We start from the raw sequence: 17575 nt of genomic DNA, 5'->3' as shown, positions 1-17575 counted from the left end.
AATCGGGCAGAGCGACCGCTGCTGCCGGCGACCGAGTGTCGGGTGCTGGTCAGTCCGATCTCGGGGCCGCCCGGGGGCGGGGCAGAACGTTGTCGGCGCCGAGCCCGGCCGCCACGGACTCGACCAGGTTGTCGAGGTAGCCGTCGGTGAGCGGGAGCCGGGCGATGGCGAGCCGCCAGTAGAGCGGCCCCACGATGAGGTCGACGGCGGCGTCCAGGTCGGTGTCGTCGGGCAGCTCACCACGCTGTACGGCCCGGGTGACCAGGCGACCGCCGATCTCCTGCTGCCGGGTGTGCAGCACCTGACGCAGGGTCGCGTCGATGGTGGGGTTGCGGGCGGCCTCGGCCAGCAGGTCCGGGATGATCTGCGACGCCAGCGGGTGCCGCAGCGCGTGCGCCACCACCTGGAACAGCAGCGCGAGGTCACCGCGCAGCGTGCCGGTGTCCAGCGCGGGGAGCTTGCCGTGGGCCGCGGCGGCGACGATCTCCAGCACCAGGTCGAGCTTCGAGCTCCACCGTCGGTAGATCGCCGTCTTGCTGACGCCGGCCCGGCGGGCCACCGCCTCGATGGAGAGCCGGCCGTAGCCGACAGCGGCGAGCTCCTGCATCAGCGCGCGGCGGATCGCCGTGGTGATCTCGTCGCGCAGCACCGCCGCGCCGGCCGGTGCCCGCCTCTTCTCGGTGGTCATCGAGGGCTCTTATCGCAGGTCACGCCACACAGCCTAGCGCAACGACGGTACGGTTGCGTCCCGACGTGTTTCGGACTACTGTCCTGGCAGCGACGAGGCGGCGCCCCGCGCAAATTTCCCACTAGGATGCGATCGTCGCGAGCAACCCCCGTCTGCACGAAAGATCGGAGCGCCATTTCCATGGCCACCACCGCGCTGGTCGACCCCGACACGGGCCTGACCCAGGCGCAGCTGGCCGCTCGGCACGGGCTCCGGGTCGCCGGTGAGCGCCCCAGCCTCGTCGAGTACAGCCGCCGACTATGGGCCTACCGGCACTTCATCGCCGCGTACGCCAACGCCAAGCTCGTCGCCTCGTACAGCAACGCCAAGCTGGGTCAGCTCTGGCAGGTGCTCACCCCGCTGACCAACGCGGCGGTCTACTACCTGATCTTCGGGGTGGTGCTGGCGCAGAACGAGATCCCGAACTTCATCGCCTACCTGACCACCGGGCTGTTCATCTTCAACTTCACCCAGAGCGCGGTCCTGGCCGGCACGCAGTCGATCAGCAGCAACCTGGGGCTGATTCGAGCGCTGCACTTCCCCCGCGCCAGCCTGCCGCTGTCCACCACGATCACGCAGTTCCAGCAACTGCTGGCCTCGATGGTGGTGCTCGTCGGCATCGTGCTGGTCACCGGCGAACCGCTCACCTGGGAGTGGCTGCTGCTGGTGCCGGCCCTGCTGCTGCAGGCGGTGTTCAACGCCGGCGTGGTGCTGCTGGTGGCCCGGCTGGGCTCCAAGTCGAGCGACCTGAAGCAGGTCATGCCGTTCATCATGCGGACCTGGATGTACGGCTCCGGTGTGCTCTACAGCGTCAGCCTCTTCGAACGGCTGCCCGGCTGGGCGACGACCCTCGTGCAGTTCAACCCGCTCCTGGTCTACATCGAGCTGGCACGGTACGCGCTGCTTGAGGAGGCACCGCTGCTCAACGAGTCGCTGACCCAGCTCTGGCTGGTCGGCGCCGGTTGGGCGCTGGTGGCCGGCATCGGCGGTTTCTTCTACTTCTGGCGCGGCGAACAGGAGTACGGCCGTGGTTGAGCACTTCAACGCCCACACCGAGGCGAACGCGACGATGACCCGGACGCAGGAACGCATCCCGACAGTGGTCGTGGACGACGCGCACATCATCTACCGGGTGCACCAGGGCGCCGCCGGTGGCACCACGCCGGTGGCCGCGCTGCGCCGGCTGGTCAAGCGCACCCACGCGCCGAACGTCCGGGAGGTGCACGCGGTCAAGGGCATCTCCTTCACCGCGTACCGGGGCGAGGCGATCGGGCTGATCGGCAGCAACGGCTCCGGCAAGTCCACCATCCTGCGGGCCATCGCCGGCCTGCTGCCGGTCAACCGGGGCGCCATCCACACCCAGGGGCAGCCGTCGCTGCTGGGCGTCAACGCCGCCCTGCTCAACGACCTCTCCGGGGAGCGCAACGTCGTTCTCGGGTGCCTGGCCATGGGCATGCATCCCGATGACGTGGCCAAGCAGGCCGCGGGGATCATCGACTTCTCCGGGATCAACGAGCGGGGTGACTTCGCCAGCCTGCCGATGCGGACGTACTCGTCCGGCATGGCGGCCCGGCTGCGGTTCTCCATCGCCGCCGCCAAGAAGCACGACGTGCTGCTCATCGACGAGGCGCTCGCCACCGGCGACAAGGGCTTCCGCAAGCGCAGCGAGCAGCGGGTGCGGGAGCTGCGCGAGGGCGCGGGAACGGTGTTCCTGGTCAGCCACCAGCTCTCCTCCGTACGGGACACCTGCGAACGGACGATCTGGCTGGAATCGGGCGTCATCCGGATGGACGGCCCCACCGACGAGGTCATCCGGGCATACGAGGCGTACGCGAACAGCAAGTAGAGTTCCGCGAACGTCCGGCATCGACATGGCACCCCCGAGGACCGCGTCGCCCGCGTTGGGGCGGCGCGGTCCGCGCGTTAAGGTTCATTCCGTCGCCGCTCGGGCGGAACCTTCCGTTAACGCATCCCTGAGAGTGAGGATCCGGCAATGACGCAGGACCAGACCACTGGCCCGGACGCCGAAGCGGAGAACCCGACGCCGTGGCGCCCCTCACGGACAGTGGCGGTGGTTCTCGCCGGAGGCACCGGGACCCGGCTGGGCCTCGGCATCCCGAAGCAGCTGCTGAAGATCGCCGGTAAGCCGATCATCGAGCACACCCTTGCGGTCTTCGAGGCGGCACCGGAGATCGACGAGATCATCGTGCTGATGGCCAGCGGCCACGTCGAGGACGCCCGGCAGATCGTCGAGAAGGCCGGCCTGCGCAAGGTCACCAAGGTGATCGAGGGTGGCGACACCCGCAACGCCACCACCCGGATCGCGCTGGACGCGGTCGGCCCGGCGGACTGCAACATCCTCTTCCACGACGCGGTACGTCCGCTGCTCAGCGGCCGGATCGTGCGCGAGTGCGTCAACGCGCTCTGGAGCTACGCCGCCGTGGACGTGGCCATCCCCTCCGCGGACACGATCATCCAGGTCGACGACAACGACTGCATCACCGACATCCCGACGCGTTCCCGCCTGCGCCGTGGCCAGACCCCGCAGGCGTTCCGTTCCCCCACCATCCGCGAGGCGTACCGGATCGCCGAGGGTGACCCGGCCTTCGCCGCCACCGACGACTGTGGCGTGGTGCTGCGCTACCTGCCCGGCACTCCGATCAAGGTGATCGACGGTTCCGACGAGAACATCAAGGTCACCCACCCGGTCGACGTGCACCTGGCGGACAAGCTCTTCCAGCTCGCCGCCGCGCAGGCCCCACGGCTCACCGACCACCGCAGCTACGCCGAGGAGCTGACCGGCCGCACCATCGTGGTGTTCGGCGGCAGCTACGGCATCGGTCACGAGCTGGCCGAGCTGGCCCGCCGCTACGGCGCGCAGGTCTTCCCGTTCAGCCGCTCCACCACCGGCACCCACGTCGAGCGCGCCGAGGACGTCGAGGCCGCGCTGACGACCGCCTTCGAGGCCACCGGCCGGATCGACCACGTGGTGGTCACCGCCGGGATCCTGGAGCGGGGCGCCCTCGCCGAGATGGACGAGGAGACGATGGACCGGGTGCTCCAGGTCAACTTCGTCGGCCCGGTGACCATCGCCCGGCAGTCCCTGCCGTACCTCCAGCAGACCAAGGGTCAGCTGCTGCTCTACACCTCCAGCTCCTACACCCGGGGCCGGGCCCGCTACGCGCTCTACTCGGCCACCAAGGCCGCCCTGGTCAACCTCACCCAGGCGCTCGCCGACGAGTGGGCCGACGTGGGCGTCCGGGTCAACTGCATCAACCCGGAGCGCACCGCCACCCCGATGCGGACCCGGGCCTTCGGCGAGGAGCCGGAGCACACCCTGCTCGCCGCCGAGGCCGTCGCCCAGTCGTCGCTGGACGTGCTGATCTCCGACCTGACCGGTCAGGTCATCGACGTACGCCGGGCGCCCGGTGACGGGCCCACGCCGACCGTGCCGGCCCAGGCCGGGTCGGGTCCTCTCGAGGCACCGGCCGGCGCGACGTCGGCGAACTGACGCTGGCGGCGGCGGAACCACGAACGGAGCGACATGCGCGGCGACCTGGTCCGAAAGCTGGCCGCCCGGTGCCTGACCATCGGGTTGGCCGTGCTGGCCTTTGTCGTGCTGGCACTCACGGGTGCCACCGGCTGGGGGCTGGCACTGGCCGTCGCCGCGCTGGCCGCCACGGCCGCCGAGCAGCGGATCCGGCCCGGCGCCGACCTGGTGGCGGAGACCACGTTGATCGCCGCGGCGATCCTGGTCGGCTACGCCCGGCGGCTGGACGACGGGCTCAACGTCGCACTGGTCGTCACCGGGCTGGTCCTGCTGGGGCTGGTGCTGCTGGTGGGTCCGCTGCGCACCGCCGGCAGTCTGGAGATCCGGGCGGCCAACCTGCCGGTCCGCGCCTGGACGCCGCTGGTCGCCAACCAGCTCGGCACGGCGCTGCTCGGGCTGCTCGCCGCCCTGGCGCTCGCCGCCGCGCTCGCCCTGCCGGCCGGGGTGGCGCTGGCCGCCAGCCTGCTGGTCGGGGCGGGCGCCGGTGCTGTCGCACTGGACCTGGCCCGGCGACGGTTCCGGCCGCGGGCCGGCGGTGGGCCGGTGGCCGCCGCGCTGCGCCGGCACCGCCCGGAGTTCCTGCTCTACTTCTCCGCACCTCCCGGGTCGGAATACCAGGTCACCATGTGGCTGCCGTACCTGGAACGGATCGGCCGACCGTTCCTGGTCGTGGTGCGCGAACCAGAGTTCCTGGCCCCGATCGCGGCGGCAACCGACGCGCCGGTCGTCTACTGCCCCACCCTGGGGGCGATGGACGAGGCGTTGGTGCCGAGCCTGCGGGTGGCGTTCTACGTCAACCACGGGGCGAAGAACAGCCACTGTGTCCGCTTCACCCAGCTCACCCACGTCCAGCTGCACCACGGCGACAGCGACAAGGCGCCGAGCGCCAACCCGGTGTCGGGGATCTTCGACCGGATCTTCGTGGCCGGGCAGGCGGCGATCGACAGGTACGCCCGCGCCGGGGTGCAGATCCCGGCGGACAAGTTCGTGGTGGTGGGTCGCCCACAGGTCGAGTCGATCGAGGTACGCGCGGAGCCGGCGCGCGGGTTGGCACACCCCACGGTGCTGTACACCCCGACCTGGACCGGGCACCACGCCGACGCCGACTACTGCTCGCTGCCGGTGGCGGAGAGGCTGCTGCAGCGGCTGCTGGAGCGCGGCGCGACGGTGATCCTGCGGGCCCACCCGTACACCGCGCAGAACCCGGCGTCGGCCCGTCAGCTGGGCCGCCTCACCGAACTGCTCGTCGTCGACCGGGCGCGCACCGGCCGCCAGCACGTGGTCGGCGCGGCGGCTCGGGAGCTGAGCCTCACCGAGTGCGTCAACTCCTCCGACGCGCTGGTCTCCGACGTGTCCGGCGTGATCTCCGACTTCCTCTACTCCGGGAAGCCGTACGCGGTCACCGACATGGGTGGCGAGGGCGAGCGGTTCGTGGAGCGCTTCCCGTTGGCCGGGTCCGGTTACGTGCTGCGCCGGGACATGTCCAACGTGGACGACGTGCTCACCGCACTGCTGGACACCGACCCGTTGGCCGAGGCCCGCTGGGCCACCCGCCGCCGCTACCTGGGTGACTTCCCCGCCGAGTCGTACGCCGAGGCGTTCCTGGCAGCCGCCCGGCGCGAGCTGGCACCGGCCGAGACGCTCACCGCGTCCACCCCGGCATAGCCGCTCAGCGGTACGGGTCGAGCAGCGCCAGCACGGCCGCCGGGTCCTCCACGTGCGCGTTGTGGCCGAGGCCGGGCAGGGTGGCCACCGGCACGCCGTACTCCTTGAGCTGTTCGTCGGTGACCATCGGATCGTGCTCCCCGCGCGCCAGCACGACCGGCGCGTCGGTCGCCGCCAGCAGCGCGGCCAGGTCGGGCTCGCCGACGGCGAACGCGGTCGGGTCCATGGCGAGGCGCCACCGGCCGTCGACCTGGCGCAGCCCGGCGTCCACCACCGGGTCGTCCGGCGGCACCAGGCCGGCCAGCCCGGAGACCCGCAGGTAGCGGCGCGCCGCCTCGGCGCGGGTCGCGAACCAACTGATCGGGCGGGCGGCGAGGTCGGCGGCGCGGGTCAGCTCGTCGGGTGACCAGACGGCCTTGATGCCCAACCCGACCACGGCGTCCACCGGCGTACCGGCGGCGCGGGCGGCCAGCGCGAGGCCGACCACCCCGCCCAGCGAATGTCCGAGCACGACGAGCCGGTCGCCGGGCGCCAGGCCGCGCGCTATCCGGTCGGCGAACCCCGCGAACGTGTACGACTGAAGCGGTGCCGCCCAGCCGTGGCCGGCGAGGTCCGGTGCCAGCCACCGCCCCGCCCAGCGCTGCTCCAGCAGAGGCGCCCACGGCAACCAGACGTCCCCGGTCGTGCCCATCCCGTGCAGGAGCAGCAGGACCCGCCCGCGACCGGCTTGACCACCCGATTCATCCACCACGGCCGCAGTCTCCCACGGTTCACGGCCTGGTACGAGAGCCGTCATCCACGCCGCCCCCACCAAAGAATGATCCACTGTAGAGTTCCGGGCCGGACGGACAGAGCCACCTGTCGATTCCGTCCCGAGGGGAGCCACTGTGTACAGGATGTACGGGTCGGCGCTGGTCGCGGCACTGGCAGCCGTCACGCTCGGCGTACCGCACCGGGCGTCCGCGACGCCATCGGACGTGGCCGCACCGAACGGCGCAGCGGTCACGGCGGCCGACCGGGTGCTGCGGGTCTACAACAACAACATCGAGAACCTGGTGGTGAACAACTCCGACGGGAGCTGCACCCGGATCTCCGGACCGGACCACCTGACCTCGATCCTGGTCGACGACGCCGGTCGCACGGGCACCAGCGGCGTGGTGGCGCCCGACATCCTGATCGTGCAGCAGGTGCGCGGCACCGGCCAGGCCGAGGCGTACGCCGACCAGCTGTCGGCGAAGTTCGGCTACCCGGCGGGCAGCTACGGGGCGATCGTGGCGTGGGACGACCCGGAGCCGTGGGGCAGCACGCACAAGTGCAGCTCGCAGTCGCTCGGCGACCTGAAGAAGAAGCAGACCAACGCCATCCTCTGGAACAAGCGCACGCTCAACCTCGCCAGTGGCGACATCTCGAAGTACTGGAGCGCGGGTTGGCTCAAGCCGGGCACGGCGTACGCGAACGGCGCCGGGTGCACGCTGTACAAGCCGCCGAACAGTGACCCGGACAGCACCGACTACTACAAGTGGAAGCGGACCAGCGCGATCGCGGCGCGCTTCACCATCAAGGCGACCGGCACCAGCGTGTTCGCCGCGACGATGCACCTGCCGCAGGAGAACCGGCAGAACGCCTGCGCCGGTGACGGCGACCGGGGCATCGCCAACAGCGGCATCCACCTCGGTGCGGACGCGACCACGCTGCTGAACGCGTCGACGATCCGCGTGGTGGGCATCGACGCGAACCGCACCGGCATCGCCCCCGGCACGCTCAGCGGCTACGGCATGACCGGGTACGGGTCGGCGGCCACCAACGGTTCCAGCAAGATCGACTACTTGTTCGTCAGGGGCAGTGTGCAGTCGTCCGCCGTCGACCACACCGTGGTCGGGACGAAGTCGAACCACAAGGCGTTGTACGGCTTCATCACCTACTGACCGCACCGCCGAAGACGCCGCGGGCGCCGGCCCCTTGTGGGGGACGACGCCCGCGGTCCTCGGCGTGCCCGGGTCAGGCGGAGTAGCCCCGGCTGGTGATCCAGTTGGCCAGGTCGATGGTGGTGATCCAGTACGACGGGTCGGCCGCGTTGGCCGAGTCGGCGATCCGCACGGTGCGACCGTTGTCCTTGTAGCCCACGACGGCGATGTAGTGCCCGCCGCCGTAGGAGTGCCAGCCGCCGTCGGTGTCGGTGGCGTCCCCGACGACGTTGGCCACCACGCCCCGGCCGTCGGTGATGGCCTTCACCACGTCGGCCTGGAGGCGGTCCATCTGCGCCGGGCTGGGCGCGCTGGGGAACATCCGAGTCCGGTACGGGGAGCCCTTCACCTCGGCGTTGAGCACCCGGGTGGTGTCCTCGGCCGAGTTGGTGCCCATCTCGGTGGTGCCCAGCTCGGCGCCGAGCTCCTCCTGGGTGCGGTCGATGCCGGCGGCGCTGAGCGCGTTGCGGGTGGCCGCCGGGCCGCAGTTGTAGTAGGTGTTCTGCGCCTCGTAGTCGTAGTCGAGCACCTTGGTCGCGGGCGGCTTCGGGGGCGTCGGCTTACGGGTGAGGTCGGGGTTGCTCTTGGCCTTCGCGGCGGGGGACGCGGCGCTGGTGGCCGGCGCGGCGGTGGTCGGCGCGGCGCTGGCCGAGGGGGACGCGTCCCGAACGTCGCCACGGGAGGCGGCGACGTCGCTGCGCATCTCGGCGACGGTGGTCGCGGTGCGCTGGTCGGCCGGGGCGTCGTCGGCGGTGGTGAGGAGGGCACCGCCGGTGGTGGCGATGGCGAGAGCCGCGGCGGAGGCGACAACGATCTGGTACGGGCGCTCGGTGGCGAGGCGGCGGAGCTGACGCTGCAGGGTGTGCTTCACGGGGTCCTCCACGGATCGGGGGGAGAGCGGCACACCGGGCCGGACCGGTATCCGGGCAGGCGCCAGCGCGCGGACCGTGGTCCGCGGATGGTGAACCGCTCAGGGGAACGCCCGGCGTGGCCGGGCGGGGAAGGCGATGACCCGGGGGGTCAGCTCACCGTCACTGGACGAATGAGCGGGTGCACCGCCGCGCCGTGGAGGCGAGGGAACAACCGAGGGGTGGAAAGGTGCTGCACGAGGATGGGACTCCTTCCGACACCGCCTACCGGGTTAGCTGACGGATTCGGGCGGGAAGATCGCCCTACCGCGGGCCGTGGCTCGCGGATTCACCCCGGACTTACTGATGGGTCCCCGGTTCGTTGATCACGATTAAGCGGGTCGATGCGGCGTCGCGTCTTGCGATCGGTTACCGCATCGGACAGGACGACAGTACTGGCGGCTCCGCGCCCTGCCAAGCCGGGTTCACCTGCGTAAACCTCAATCGGCGAGGCAATTTCTGCGCGTATTGCCGATGATGTGACTCGATGGGACAACCGGTTACGGGCGCGCCTGCGGGCGACAACCGGACAGGCGACGAAGAACGCGACCATAATCGCGGGAACAATGGCGCGGCTCGTGCCGGACGTCCGATTTCACAATTGCGTGACCGGCCTCACATCACAGATCGGGCTCAACCCGCCCGGGCCGGTCGCCACCGTGCCACGACGGCCGGGCGCAACGCCCCCGCCACCGTCCGGCGGGCGGCCACCGGGTGCGGGCGCAGCCGGGCCGCCGCCGCGTACGCCTCCTCGGCGAGGGTACGAGCCGACTCGGCGGCCAGCTCCGCGTCACGCCAGGCGGCCCGCTCACGGACGGCGGCCGCCTGGTAGTCGGCCAGCCGCGCATCCCGGACCACCCGGCTGATCAACACCTCCTGCTCGACCGGGTGGCGTCGGGGATCCCAGCCGTGCCGGTGCCCGAACACGTCACCGAGCTGCACCATGCTCAGGTCACCCCGCCAGTACGCCGCCATCGCCGCCCGGTGCAGATAGCGCTCCCGGGCCGCGTACTCGGCGGGGGTGTGCGGGGTCCGTGGGGTGGGCAGCGCCCCGGCGCCCGCGAAGCGACGCGCGGCGGTGTCCGCCGCGTCGTACCCGGTCCAGGCCCGCTCCATCTGCTCCTGGGCGCTCAGCCAGGCGGCACGTCTCCGCCTGGCTGTCGTCGCCGCGCCGGCCGCGGCGACGGCCACCTCCTCGGCGTAGCGGCGCAGGTCGGCAGCCTCGGCGGCGGCCACCTCCCGGGCGGTGGGCGCTGCCGGGAGCGGGTCGTCGGCGGGCCGGTCCCGTTCGGGGCGGGCGGCCAGCACGGTGAGCAGGCCCAGGGTCAGCAGGACCAGGGTCGACCAGATGGCGGCGGCTCGCGGCACCTCGGTCACGAACTGGTAGAAGACGGCGGTCTCCATGGTCGGCACCTCGGGGAGAGAGCAGTGCGATGGGGCCACACCGGCCGGCGGGCCACGGCGGGCCACCGGTCGGCGGGTGGGAAGCGGGTGGGGCGACAGGCGCGGCGGCGGGACGATCGTCCCGGTGGCTCAGCGCCGGGGTGGGGCCCGGCAGGCCCGACCGCTCGCACTGTCGACGAGGGGCAGCCGGTCGGACTCCGCCGCGCGGACCGGAAGCACGCCGGTCGCGGTGACGCAGTGCTCCTCGGGGAGCGCCCCGGGCGAGTCGACGGCCCAGGCGGGAACGCCCTCCTCGACGGCGTCCGGTGGGATCGCCGCTGCCGGGCGCGCCGCAGCGTGCGCCCCGACGTGCCGACCGGAGGCCGCCAGCGGCCCGGCGGCGACGGAGGCCGACACCACGCTCGACGGTGGCACCGGGCTGGGCGTCGACGCGGCGGCCGTGGCCGGGCCTGCGCCGAGCGCCAGGGCCGCGACGACGGCGAGGCTGGTCAGCACCCGCGTCGCCCAGCGCGCCACCCACCACAGCGGACAGGTGAACGCGACCGGAAGCACATCCCCACGCTACCGTCACGCCGAGGCGGGCGCACCGACCACGGGCGTGTCGGATCGCGCCGCGCCGACCCGTTTGACCAGGGTGGACGCTGTCAGCGCCGGTCGGCGTACGGTGATCGGCCGTTGGCCAAACCGACCTCGTCGGCGGCCCCCGCGGCCCCGCCCTCGGCGTCGCCGTCACCGGCGGTCGGGGCACCGGCCGCGCGTTGCCGGGGGACGGGCGCCGGCCGGGCCGGACGGCGCGGTGCGAGCCGGCGCATCATCGGGGTCTCGACGAAGCGGTGCAGCAGCCCGGCGAGGATCAGGTTCGCCACCAGGAAGCCGAGCACCACGGCGGGCCCACGCCAGCCCGCGAAGCCGGTCCCCCAGTCCCCGCTCCAGCGCAGCACGCTCGTCATCACCAGCACGTGCACCAGATAGAAGGCGAACGAGACCTCACCGAGCCAGATCAACGGCCGGGAACGCCACGGCGAGCGCCGACCCCGCACGTCCGCGTCAGCGGCAGCGGTGATCACCAACAGGTACGCGACGGCGAGCAACGTGGTCCACAACTCGGCGCGGATCCACTGCGCGGCCGCCACCCAGGTGACCACGAAGATCGCGCTGGCCGCGGCCAGACCCGGCCCGCGCCAGAGCCCTCGGCGCATCAGCTCGGCGGCCACCGCGCCCAACCAGAACTCCAGCGACCGGACCGGCGGGAAGATCTGGGTGAACCACCACCGACTCACCTCCGGCACCAACTCCTGCGCCGGCCACAGCGCGAGGATCAGCAGCGGCAGCGCGACGATCAGCGCCCAGAGCAGCTTCGGCCGGGCCCGGCGCAGCAACGGCAGGGCGAGCGGCAGGCAGAGGTAGAAGAAGAACTCGCAGGAGAGCGACCAGCTGACCGTGTTGATGCTGTAGAACCAGCCGGGTCGGGGGTCCCAGGCCTGCAGCAGGAGCAGGTTCTCCAGCGCGGCCGCCGGCAGGACCGGGTCGGCGAACCACCAGGCGACCACCAGCGTCGCCGCCCACAGCACCAGGTGGTTCGGGTAGATCTTGGCGACCCGCCGCCGCCAGAAGGTCCGCCGGGAGTCACCCGGCCGGGCCGACCAGACCAGCACGAAACCACTGAGGATGAAGAAGAACTGCACCCCGGAGAGGCCCAGGGTGAACAGGGCATCGACCACGGCCTTGTAGTCCGGCTCGGCGATGATCCGCATGGTGCCCGCGTGGAAGCCGAAGACCAGCAGGGCGGCGATCCAGCGCAGCCCGGTCAGCGACGGCAGCCGGGGCAGGGCGGGTGCGGGTGGGGCGGCCGACGTCGCGGCGACGCTCGTCATGCCGGGATCCCGGCGCTCGGCGGGGTCACCAGCACTGTCGTAGCCTCCTCGGCGCGGCGTCGGACGGCGCGACGGCGACGCCCGCGACGGCCCGGCAGGGCCGCACCGAGGCACCCTACCGGGTCACTCCTGGGTGAACCGGACGCGTCCCACCCGCCGTTTTCCGCGCCACGGCACCGCCCGCCAGTCGGCGTTAACCTTCCGCTGCCCGGGAGTTCAGAGACTCCACCATCGGCGGCAACGTCAGGTTCCGGGGCCGGCCACCCGGGTCGTCGAAGGTGGCGGGCGTGGTCAATGAGCCGACGCACGCACCGCTGCTGAGCATCGTCGTGCCCGTGTACGGCGTCGAGGCGTACCTGTACCAGTGCCTTGAGTCGATCCGGGCCGACATCCCGGCGGGCGAGTCGGACGCGGTCGAGCTGATCGCCGTCGACGACGCCTCCCCGGACGGCTGCGGCGACATGCTCCGCGCGTACGCGGCCGGTCGCGACGGCGTCCGCGTCGTGCATCTGAGCAGCAACGTGGGCCTGGGGCTGGCCCGCAACGCGGGGCTCGACGTGGCCAGCGGCCGGTACGTCTGGTTCGTCGACAGCGACGACTGGTTGCCGCCGGGCACCATCGCGGCGGTGCTGGACCGGCTGCGCCAGCACCAGCCCGACGTGCTGATGCTCGACCACCTGCGGGTGCACGAGGACGGCCGGCGGGAGGTCGACGCGAGCAGCCCGCTGCTGCGCGGGATCACCGGCGTCACCCGGCTGGCCGACCAGCCGCGCCTGCTGCGGGTGCAGCACACCGCCTGGAACAAGGTGGTCCGGCGGGGCTTCATGGACGAGTTGGAGCTGCGCTTCTTCCCCGGCTGGTACGAGGACATCCCGTTCAGCCACCCGCTGCTGATCGGGGCCGAGAAGATCTCCGTGCTGGACCGGGTCTGCTACCTCTACCGGCAGGGCCGCCAGGGCGCGATCACCTCCACCCGCAGCGGCCGGCACTTCGACGCCTTCGACCAGTACGAGCGGCTGATGGACTGGGTGGCCCGGAAACACCCGGACGAGCGGTTGCAGGCCGAACTCTTCGAGCTGATGATCAGCCACTACCTGGTGGTGGTGGGCAACGACGGCCGGCTGCACCCGCACCTGCGGCGCGACTTCTTCCACCGGGCCGCCGCGCACTACCGCCGGTACCTGCCCACCGGCGGCTACCCGCTGCCCCCCGGCGCGACGGGACTCAAGCACCGCCTCGTCGGGCGGGGTGACTGGTTGGCGTACTCGGCGCTGCGCCAGGCCCACCGGGTCGCCGGTCGGCTGCGTCGGCCGGGCCCGGCGGCTGCCGACGGCGGTTCGCCAGCCGTCGACGAGGAACCGGGCCGACGGGCGGACAACGCGCCGACACGCAGTGGTGCGCCCACCCCGGAGCGCCGTGACGCGCTGGCCGGCGGCCGGCTGACGTGATCGACCCCACCGCACCCCGAGGCGGCACCCGGCACCGTGGTTTTCCAGGTCGTCCGCCCGCCGGGTGGACGACGACAGCACCACCGCACTCCGGTGCGGGCGTACCTGAGCAGAGGTCGGAATGACGGCGACAATCAAGATCGGACCGCACGCGGTCGGTGCCGGTGAGCGACCGTTCGTGGTCGCCGAGATGTCCGGCAACCACAACGGCGATCTGAATCGGGCGCTGGCCATCGTCGACGCGGTGGCCGACAGCGGGGCGCACGCACTGAAGCTCCAGACGTACCGGCCGGACACCATCACCATCGACGTCGACACGCCGGCGTTCCGGATCTCCAGTGGGCACGAGCTGTGGGGCGGGGAGAACCTGTACCGCCTCTACGAGCGCGCGCACACCCCGTACGAGTGGCACGCCCCGATCTTCGAACGGGCCCGCGAGCGTGGCCTGACCGTCTTCTCGTCACCGTTCGACGCGACCGCTGTGCAGTTGCTGGAGTCGCTGGACGCGCCCGCGTACAAGATCGCCTCGTCGGAGCTGGTCGACCTGCCGCTGATCCGACTGGTGGCCAGCACCGGCAAGCCCATGGTGATCTCGACAGGAATGGCGACGGTCGCCGAGATCGACGCCGCCGTGCGCGCCGCCCGCGCCGGTGGCGCGGCGGGCATCATCCTGCTGGCCTGCACCGCGTCCTATCCGGCGCCGGCGGCCGACAGCAACCTGCGCCGGCTGCCGGTGCTGGCCGGTGCGTTCGACGTGCCGGTGGGGCTCTCCGACCACACGCCCGGCATCGGGGTCGCGGTCGCCTCGGTGGCGCTCGGCGCCTGCTTCATCGAGAAGCACGTGACGCTGGACCGGGCCGACGGTGGCGTGGACTCGGACTTCTCCCTGAACCCGGCGGAGCTTTCGGCCCTGGTCGCCGAGTCCGGCCGCGCGTACGCGGCCCTGGGCGGCACCGCGATCGGCCCGACCCCCGCCGAGCGGGAGGGGCTGCGGTTCCGCCGGTCGCTCTTCGTGGTCGAGGACGTCCGGGCCGGTGACCCGGTGACCGCGCACAACGTCCGCTCGATCCGCCCAGCCGGCGGCCTGCCCCCGGTGGAGATCGACCGGGTCCTCGGCCGCACCTTCACCACCGACGTCCCCCGAGGGACCCCCCTCACCTGGAACCTCATCTAACCCCGCCCCCACCCCCGCGATCTTGCAGTTACTGTCCCGACGAAAGGCGCATCAGCCGCCATTCGGCGTCAGAAAGTGCAAGATCGCGAGGGCGGGAGGGTGGGGGCGAAGCCGACGGTGATGACCAGGTTCTGCGGGCGGAGGGTTCGCCAGAGGGCGGCGCCGTCGGACGGGATGGTCAGGCCGTGTCGGCGCCACCAGAGCGTTATCGGCACGTCGGCCAGCTTGCAGCAGCACTCGGCCCGGGTCCAGCGGGCCCAGAAGTCACCGGTGCCGAAGCGGCGGGCCAGCGCCGGGGGCACCGGGGCGTCCGCCCGCTCCGCGTCGATGGCCACCCGCCAGCCGGGCACCGGTGGGCCGTACCAGCCGACGCACCGTCCATCGTCGACGTGACTACGGGTCACCGCGTCGGCCATCGTGGCCGGTGACCCGATCCGCAGATGCTGCTCGGCGGCGGCGAGCAGCCCCGGCACCGGACGCGGCACGGCGACGTCGCCGTGCCGCGCCGGCCCCAGAACCGGTCGCAGGTCAGACGGAGGCGGCACCGTCCACCACGATGACCTGGCCGTTGATGTTCGTGTGTTCCCGCAGCAGCATCCGCACCACCGGGGTGACCTCCGCCGGTTCGGTCAGGTGACCGGTCGGGGTACGGCGCACGATCTGGTCGAGTTGGGTCGGACCGAGCACCGCGGACATCTCCGAGGCGAAGAAGCCGGGCGCGACGGAGTTGACCAGCATCCGGCCGCCCAGTTCCCGGGCCAGCGAGCGGGTGGCCGCGTCCATGCCGCCCTTGGTGGCCGAGTAGGCGACGAGGCCGGGGAAACCGCGCTGCCCGCAGATCGAGGTGATGTTGACGATCCGCCCGCGCAGCCCCTTGGCGAGCATCCGGCGGATCACCAGCCGGGTCAGCTGCAGCGGGGCCGTCAGGTTGGTCTCGATGATCCGGGCGATGTCGTCGGTGGCGGTGTGCGCGTGCAGGGAGTCCTGCCCCATCGCGGCGTTGTTGACGATGCCGTCGATCGGGCCGAGGTGCTGCTCCACCTCGCGGATGAAGCTCTGCGCGGCCCGCAGGTCGGTGACGTCCACCGCGCCGACGTGCACCCGGTCGGGGTGCTCGGCGGCGAGCTTCTCCAGCTCCGGGGTGAGGGTGCGGGCGAACGCGGCCACCCGTACGCCCGCGTCGAGCAGGTCGGTGACGATGGCCAGGCCCAGGCCACGGGACCCGCCGGAGACGAGAACCACGGAGCTGGGTGGGACGAGCTGGGTGTCGGCGGGCTCAGACATCGCTCTTCAGGGTCTCCTTGACGGGAATGTCGGTCAGGACGCGGATGCGGCGCGGCACCGCGTGCTCGGGAAGCCGGTCGGCGCACCAGCGGACCAGCGCGGCCTCGTCCGGCACACCGCTGGCGGCGGGGGCGAGGACCACCTCGGCGACCACCATCCGCCCGAGCACCGGGGCCCGGCGGCCGGTCACCCGGGCCCAGGCCACCGCCGGATGACCGGCGAGCACGCCGCGGACCATGCCGGCGGAGACCTTGCTGCCACCGACGTTGATCTCGTCGGAGTCCAGTCGGCCGGTGATCAGCACCCGGCCGTCGAGCACCTGCACACGGTCGCCGGTGCGGACCGGGCCGGCGAGACCGGCACCGTGGTACGGGGAGGTGACCACCAGCTCGTCGTCGACGACGGAGAGCGTCGGTCGGCCCGGGGTGTCCCGGTCCAGCCAGTCGACCGGGAACCCGGCCCGCCCGTCGTGCACCACAATGGACGCCCCCACCTCCGAGGACGCGTAGATCCAGGACACCCGGGCCGCCGGGAAGACCTCCCGCAGCTGGTCCAGGATCGCCTGGTCCACCGGCTCACCGCCGAGGGTGATCTGGCGCAGCGGCACCCGGGCCAGCGCCTCGGCGTCGCGGTAGAGGGTGCGCCGCCAGAAGGTCGGGGTGCCCGAGGCCGCGTCGACCCCGTGCGCGGCGGCGACACCGGGCCAGTCGTCCAACTCGTCGGGCTCGACCACCACGAGGTGCTGGCCCGGCTGGGTCAACGACAGGGTGACCACCTGCCACCAGGCGTACGTGCCGGGGGCGTACGGGCACAGCCAGGTCCGGCCGGGCTGGTCGACCCGCACGGTGGTCAGCGTGTCGAGCGTGTGCCCGACCCGCTTCGGACGCCCGGTGGAGCCCGAGGTCAGCAGCCAGAGCCGGCCCGGCTCGGCGGCTCGCGGCCGGGCCGGTGCGCCCGGGTGCACGCCGTCGTCGTCGAGGACGCCGACGGTGAACCCGGCTTCCAGCAGCTCCGTACGCAGCGCCGCGTCGACCCGGCTCGCGGTGCTGAGCAGAAGCTCGGTGCCGTGCACGGCGTGCTGCCGCGCCGCGGTGAGCGCGTGCACCGCCGAGTGGGCGAGCACCGCCGCCGGGTCGGGCAGTGTGGGGGTCGGCAGCGACCGCCAGGTCAGCGCGGCGCCACCGACGACGAGCCGGTTGTCCACACCGGCCGGCTCCGCGGGCGCGGGGGCGCTGTGGCGCGACGTCGCGACGGTCACTGGTGTTGCAACTCGACGAGGAAGTCGAGGACGTCCCCGACGGTGGCGATGCGACGCAGCCCGGGGGCGTCGAAGTTGAGCTCCTCCCCCGTCTCGTCCTCCACCCGCAGCGCCAGCTCGGAGAAGTCGAGCGACCGGAAGCCGATCTCCCGCAACTGGGCGGCGTCGTCGCCCGGCAGCTCCTTGTCCTGGTTTTTCAGCACCTGAGCCATGAGGTCGCGGATCTGCGCGCGACTCAATTCGTTCATGCGCCGCAGTCTACAACCCAATGAATGCGTATCCCATTTCCCGGTAGGCCCGGGTAAGGTGCCGGCACCCG

17 protein-coding genes and 1 riboswitch are annotated in these 17575 nt (G+C 72.2%); of the genes, 7 read left to right on the top strand and 10 right to left on the bottom strand.

What is annotated here, in order from left to right; all coding sequences use genetic code 11:
* Positions 1-49: 49 nt before the first annotated feature.
* On the bottom strand, positions 50-688 hold the full coding sequence (locus tag KBX26_RS12810; RefSeq protein WP_210857973.1) for a TetR/AcrR family transcriptional regulator: 639 nt from the start codon (positions 686-688) through the stop codon (positions 50-52).
* A gap of 180 nt (positions 689-868) precedes the next feature.
* Between KBX26_RS12810 and KBX26_RS12805 the strand changes: the two genes are divergently transcribed.
* The 4 genes from KBX26_RS12805 (at position 869) to KBX26_RS12790 (ending at position 5942) form a co-directional block, all read left to right on the top strand.
* A complete protein-coding gene (locus tag KBX26_RS12805; RefSeq protein ID WP_030335814.1) occupies positions 869-1762 on the top strand; it encodes an ABC transporter permease in 894 nt (297 codons plus the stop codon).
* 34 nt (positions 1763-1796) lie between these two features.
* Positions 1797-2573: an ABC transporter ATP-binding protein gene (locus KBX26_RS12800; RefSeq protein WP_036412239.1), complete on the top strand. Its 777-nt coding sequence runs from the start codon at positions 1797-1799 to the stop codon at positions 2571-2573.
* Between the two features lie 147 nt (positions 2574-2720).
* A complete protein-coding gene (locus KBX26_RS12795; protein WP_030335818.1) occupies positions 2721-4238 on the top strand; it encodes a bifunctional cytidylyltransferase/SDR family oxidoreductase in 1518 nt (505 codons plus the stop codon).
* 33 nt (positions 4239-4271) lie between these two features.
* A complete protein-coding gene (locus KBX26_RS12790; RefSeq protein WP_030335820.1) occupies positions 4272-5942 on the top strand; it encodes a CDP-glycerol glycerophosphotransferase family protein in 1671 nt (556 codons plus the stop codon).
* A gap of 4 nt (positions 5943-5946) precedes the next feature.
* Here the strand turns inward: KBX26_RS12790 and KBX26_RS12785 are convergent, their stop codons facing one another.
* The gene (locus KBX26_RS12785; protein ID WP_030335822.1) at positions 5947-6693 is read right to left on the bottom strand and encodes an alpha/beta fold hydrolase; all 747 of its coding nucleotides are present in this window, start codon (positions 6691-6693) and stop codon (positions 5947-5949) included.
* A 136-nt stretch (positions 6694-6829) separates the two neighbouring features.
* Here KBX26_RS12785 and KBX26_RS12780 point away from each other — a divergent pair, with 136 nt between their 5' ends.
* Positions 6830-7867: a hypothetical protein gene (locus KBX26_RS12780; protein ID WP_209444597.1), complete on the top strand. Its 1038-nt coding sequence runs from the start codon at positions 6830-6832 to the stop codon at positions 7865-7867.
* Between the two features lie 73 nt (positions 7868-7940).
* Here the strand turns inward: KBX26_RS12780 and KBX26_RS12775 are convergent, their stop codons facing one another.
* The 4 genes from KBX26_RS12775 to KBX26_RS12760 all read right to left on the bottom strand — a co-directional run bounded on the left by KBX26_RS12775 (position 7941) and on the right by KBX26_RS12760 (position 12092).
* Positions 7941-8789: a C39 family peptidase gene (locus KBX26_RS12775; protein ID WP_030335825.1), complete on the bottom strand. Its 849-nt coding sequence runs from the start codon at positions 8787-8789 to the stop codon at positions 7941-7943.
* Positions 8790-9021: 232 nt separating this feature from the next.
* Positions 9022-9163, bottom strand: a riboswitch (cyclic di-AMP (ydaO/yuaA leader).
* A gap of 284 nt (positions 9164-9447) precedes the next feature.
* Positions 9448-10218, bottom strand: coding sequence for a hypothetical protein (locus tag KBX26_RS12770; RefSeq protein WP_030335828.1), 771 nt, complete (start codon positions 10216-10218; stop codon positions 9448-9450).
* 129 nt (positions 10219-10347) lie between these two features.
* Positions 10348-10770 (bottom strand): hypothetical protein, encoded by a 423-nt coding sequence (locus KBX26_RS12765; RefSeq protein ID WP_051708760.1) that lies wholly within the window; start codon positions 10768-10770, stop codon positions 10348-10350.
* 92 nt (positions 10771-10862) lie between these two features.
* Positions 10863-12092, bottom strand: coding sequence for an acyltransferase (locus tag KBX26_RS12760; RefSeq protein ID WP_247680557.1), 1230 nt, complete (start codon positions 12090-12092; stop codon positions 10863-10865).
* 287 nt (positions 12093-12379) lie between these two features.
* On the opposite strand from KBX26_RS12760, the gene KBX26_RS12755 reads away from it, so the two are divergent.
* Together KBX26_RS12755 and pseI are read left to right on the top strand one after the other, a co-directional pair.
* Positions 12380-13540, top strand: a complete 1161-nt coding sequence (locus KBX26_RS12755; RefSeq protein ID WP_081883988.1) for a glycosyltransferase — start codon at positions 12380-12382, stop codon at positions 13538-13540.
* Between the two features lie 121 nt (positions 13541-13661).
* Positions 13662-14714, top strand: a complete 1053-nt coding sequence (pseI, locus tag KBX26_RS12750) for a pseudaminic acid synthase (protein WP_030335838.1) — start codon at positions 13662-13664, stop codon at positions 14712-14714.
* 68 nt (positions 14715-14782) lie between these two features.
* Here the strand turns inward: pseI and KBX26_RS12745 are convergent, their stop codons facing one another.
* Genes KBX26_RS12745 through KBX26_RS12730 form a run of 4 tightly spaced genes read right to left on the bottom strand, consistent with a single transcriptional unit; the run spans position 14783 to position 17504 of the window.
* Positions 14783-15259 (bottom strand): hypothetical protein, encoded by a 477-nt coding sequence (locus tag KBX26_RS12745; protein WP_245233725.1) that lies wholly within the window; start codon positions 15257-15259, stop codon positions 14783-14785.
* Positions 15243-15998, bottom strand: coding sequence for an SDR family NAD(P)-dependent oxidoreductase (locus KBX26_RS12740; protein ID WP_210865489.1), 756 nt, complete (start codon positions 15996-15998; stop codon positions 15243-15245). The genes KBX26_RS12745 and KBX26_RS12740 overlap by 17 nt, the downstream gene beginning before the upstream one ends.
* Positions 15991-17256: an AMP-binding protein gene (locus tag KBX26_RS12735; RefSeq protein ID WP_210865488.1), complete on the bottom strand. Its 1266-nt coding sequence runs from the start codon at positions 17254-17256 to the stop codon at positions 15991-15993. Before KBX26_RS12735 ends, KBX26_RS12740 begins: the two co-directional genes overlap by 8 nt.
* A complete protein-coding gene (locus KBX26_RS12730) occupies positions 17253-17504 on the bottom strand; it encodes an acyl carrier protein (RefSeq protein WP_030335845.1) in 252 nt (83 codons plus the stop codon). Before KBX26_RS12730 ends, KBX26_RS12735 begins: the two co-directional genes overlap by 4 nt.
* Between the last annotated feature and the right edge of the window lie 71 nt (positions 17505-17575).

The organism is Micromonospora sp. C97 (genome assembly GCF_018070385.1).
In the GTDB taxonomy this organism is placed as follows: domain Bacteria; phylum Actinomycetota; class Actinomycetes; order Mycobacteriales; family Micromonosporaceae; genus Micromonospora; species Micromonospora parva.
Note: the sequence above shows the minus strand (reverse complement) of the source record. Positions and strands in the feature narration are given on the sequence as shown.

Bases quoted from the DNA above. Each gene is read 5' to 3' on its own strand.
- KBX26_RS12805 (WP_030335814.1), top strand. From the start codon at position 869: ATGGCCACCACCGCGCTGGTCGACCCCGACACGGGCCTGACCCAGGCG.
- KBX26_RS12770 (WP_030335828.1), bottom strand. From the start codon at position 10,218: ATGGAGACCGCCGTCTTCTACCAGTTCGTGACCGAGGTGCCGCGAGCC.
- KBX26_RS12790 (WP_030335820.1), top strand. From the start codon at position 4,272: ATGCGCGGCGACCTGGTCCGAAAGCTGGCCGCCCGGTGCCTGACCATC.
- KBX26_RS12800 (WP_036412239.1), top strand. From the start codon at position 1,797: ATGACCCGGACGCAGGAACGCATCCCGACAGTGGTCGTGGACGACGCG.
- KBX26_RS12740 (WP_210865489.1), bottom strand. From the start codon at position 15,998: ATGTCTGAGCCCGCCGACACCCAGCTCGTCCCACCCAGCTCCGTGGTT.
- KBX26_RS12760 (WP_247680557.1), bottom strand. From the start codon at position 12,092: ATGACGAGCGTCGCCGCGACGTCGGCCGCCCCACCCGCACCCGCCCTG.
- KBX26_RS12795 (WP_030335818.1), top strand. From the start codon at position 2,721: ATGACGCAGGACCAGACCACTGGCCCGGACGCCGAAGCGGAGAACCCG.
- pseI (WP_030335838.1), top strand. From the start codon at position 13,662: ATGACGGCGACAATCAAGATCGGACCGCACGCGGTCGGTGCCGGTGAG.
- KBX26_RS12730 (WP_030335845.1), bottom strand. From the start codon at position 17,504: ATGAACGAATTGAGTCGCGCGCAGATCCGCGACCTCATGGCTCAGGTG.
- KBX26_RS12810 (WP_210857973.1), bottom strand. From the start codon at position 688: ATGACCACCGAGAAGAGGCGGGCACCGGCCGGCGCGGCGGTGCTGCGC.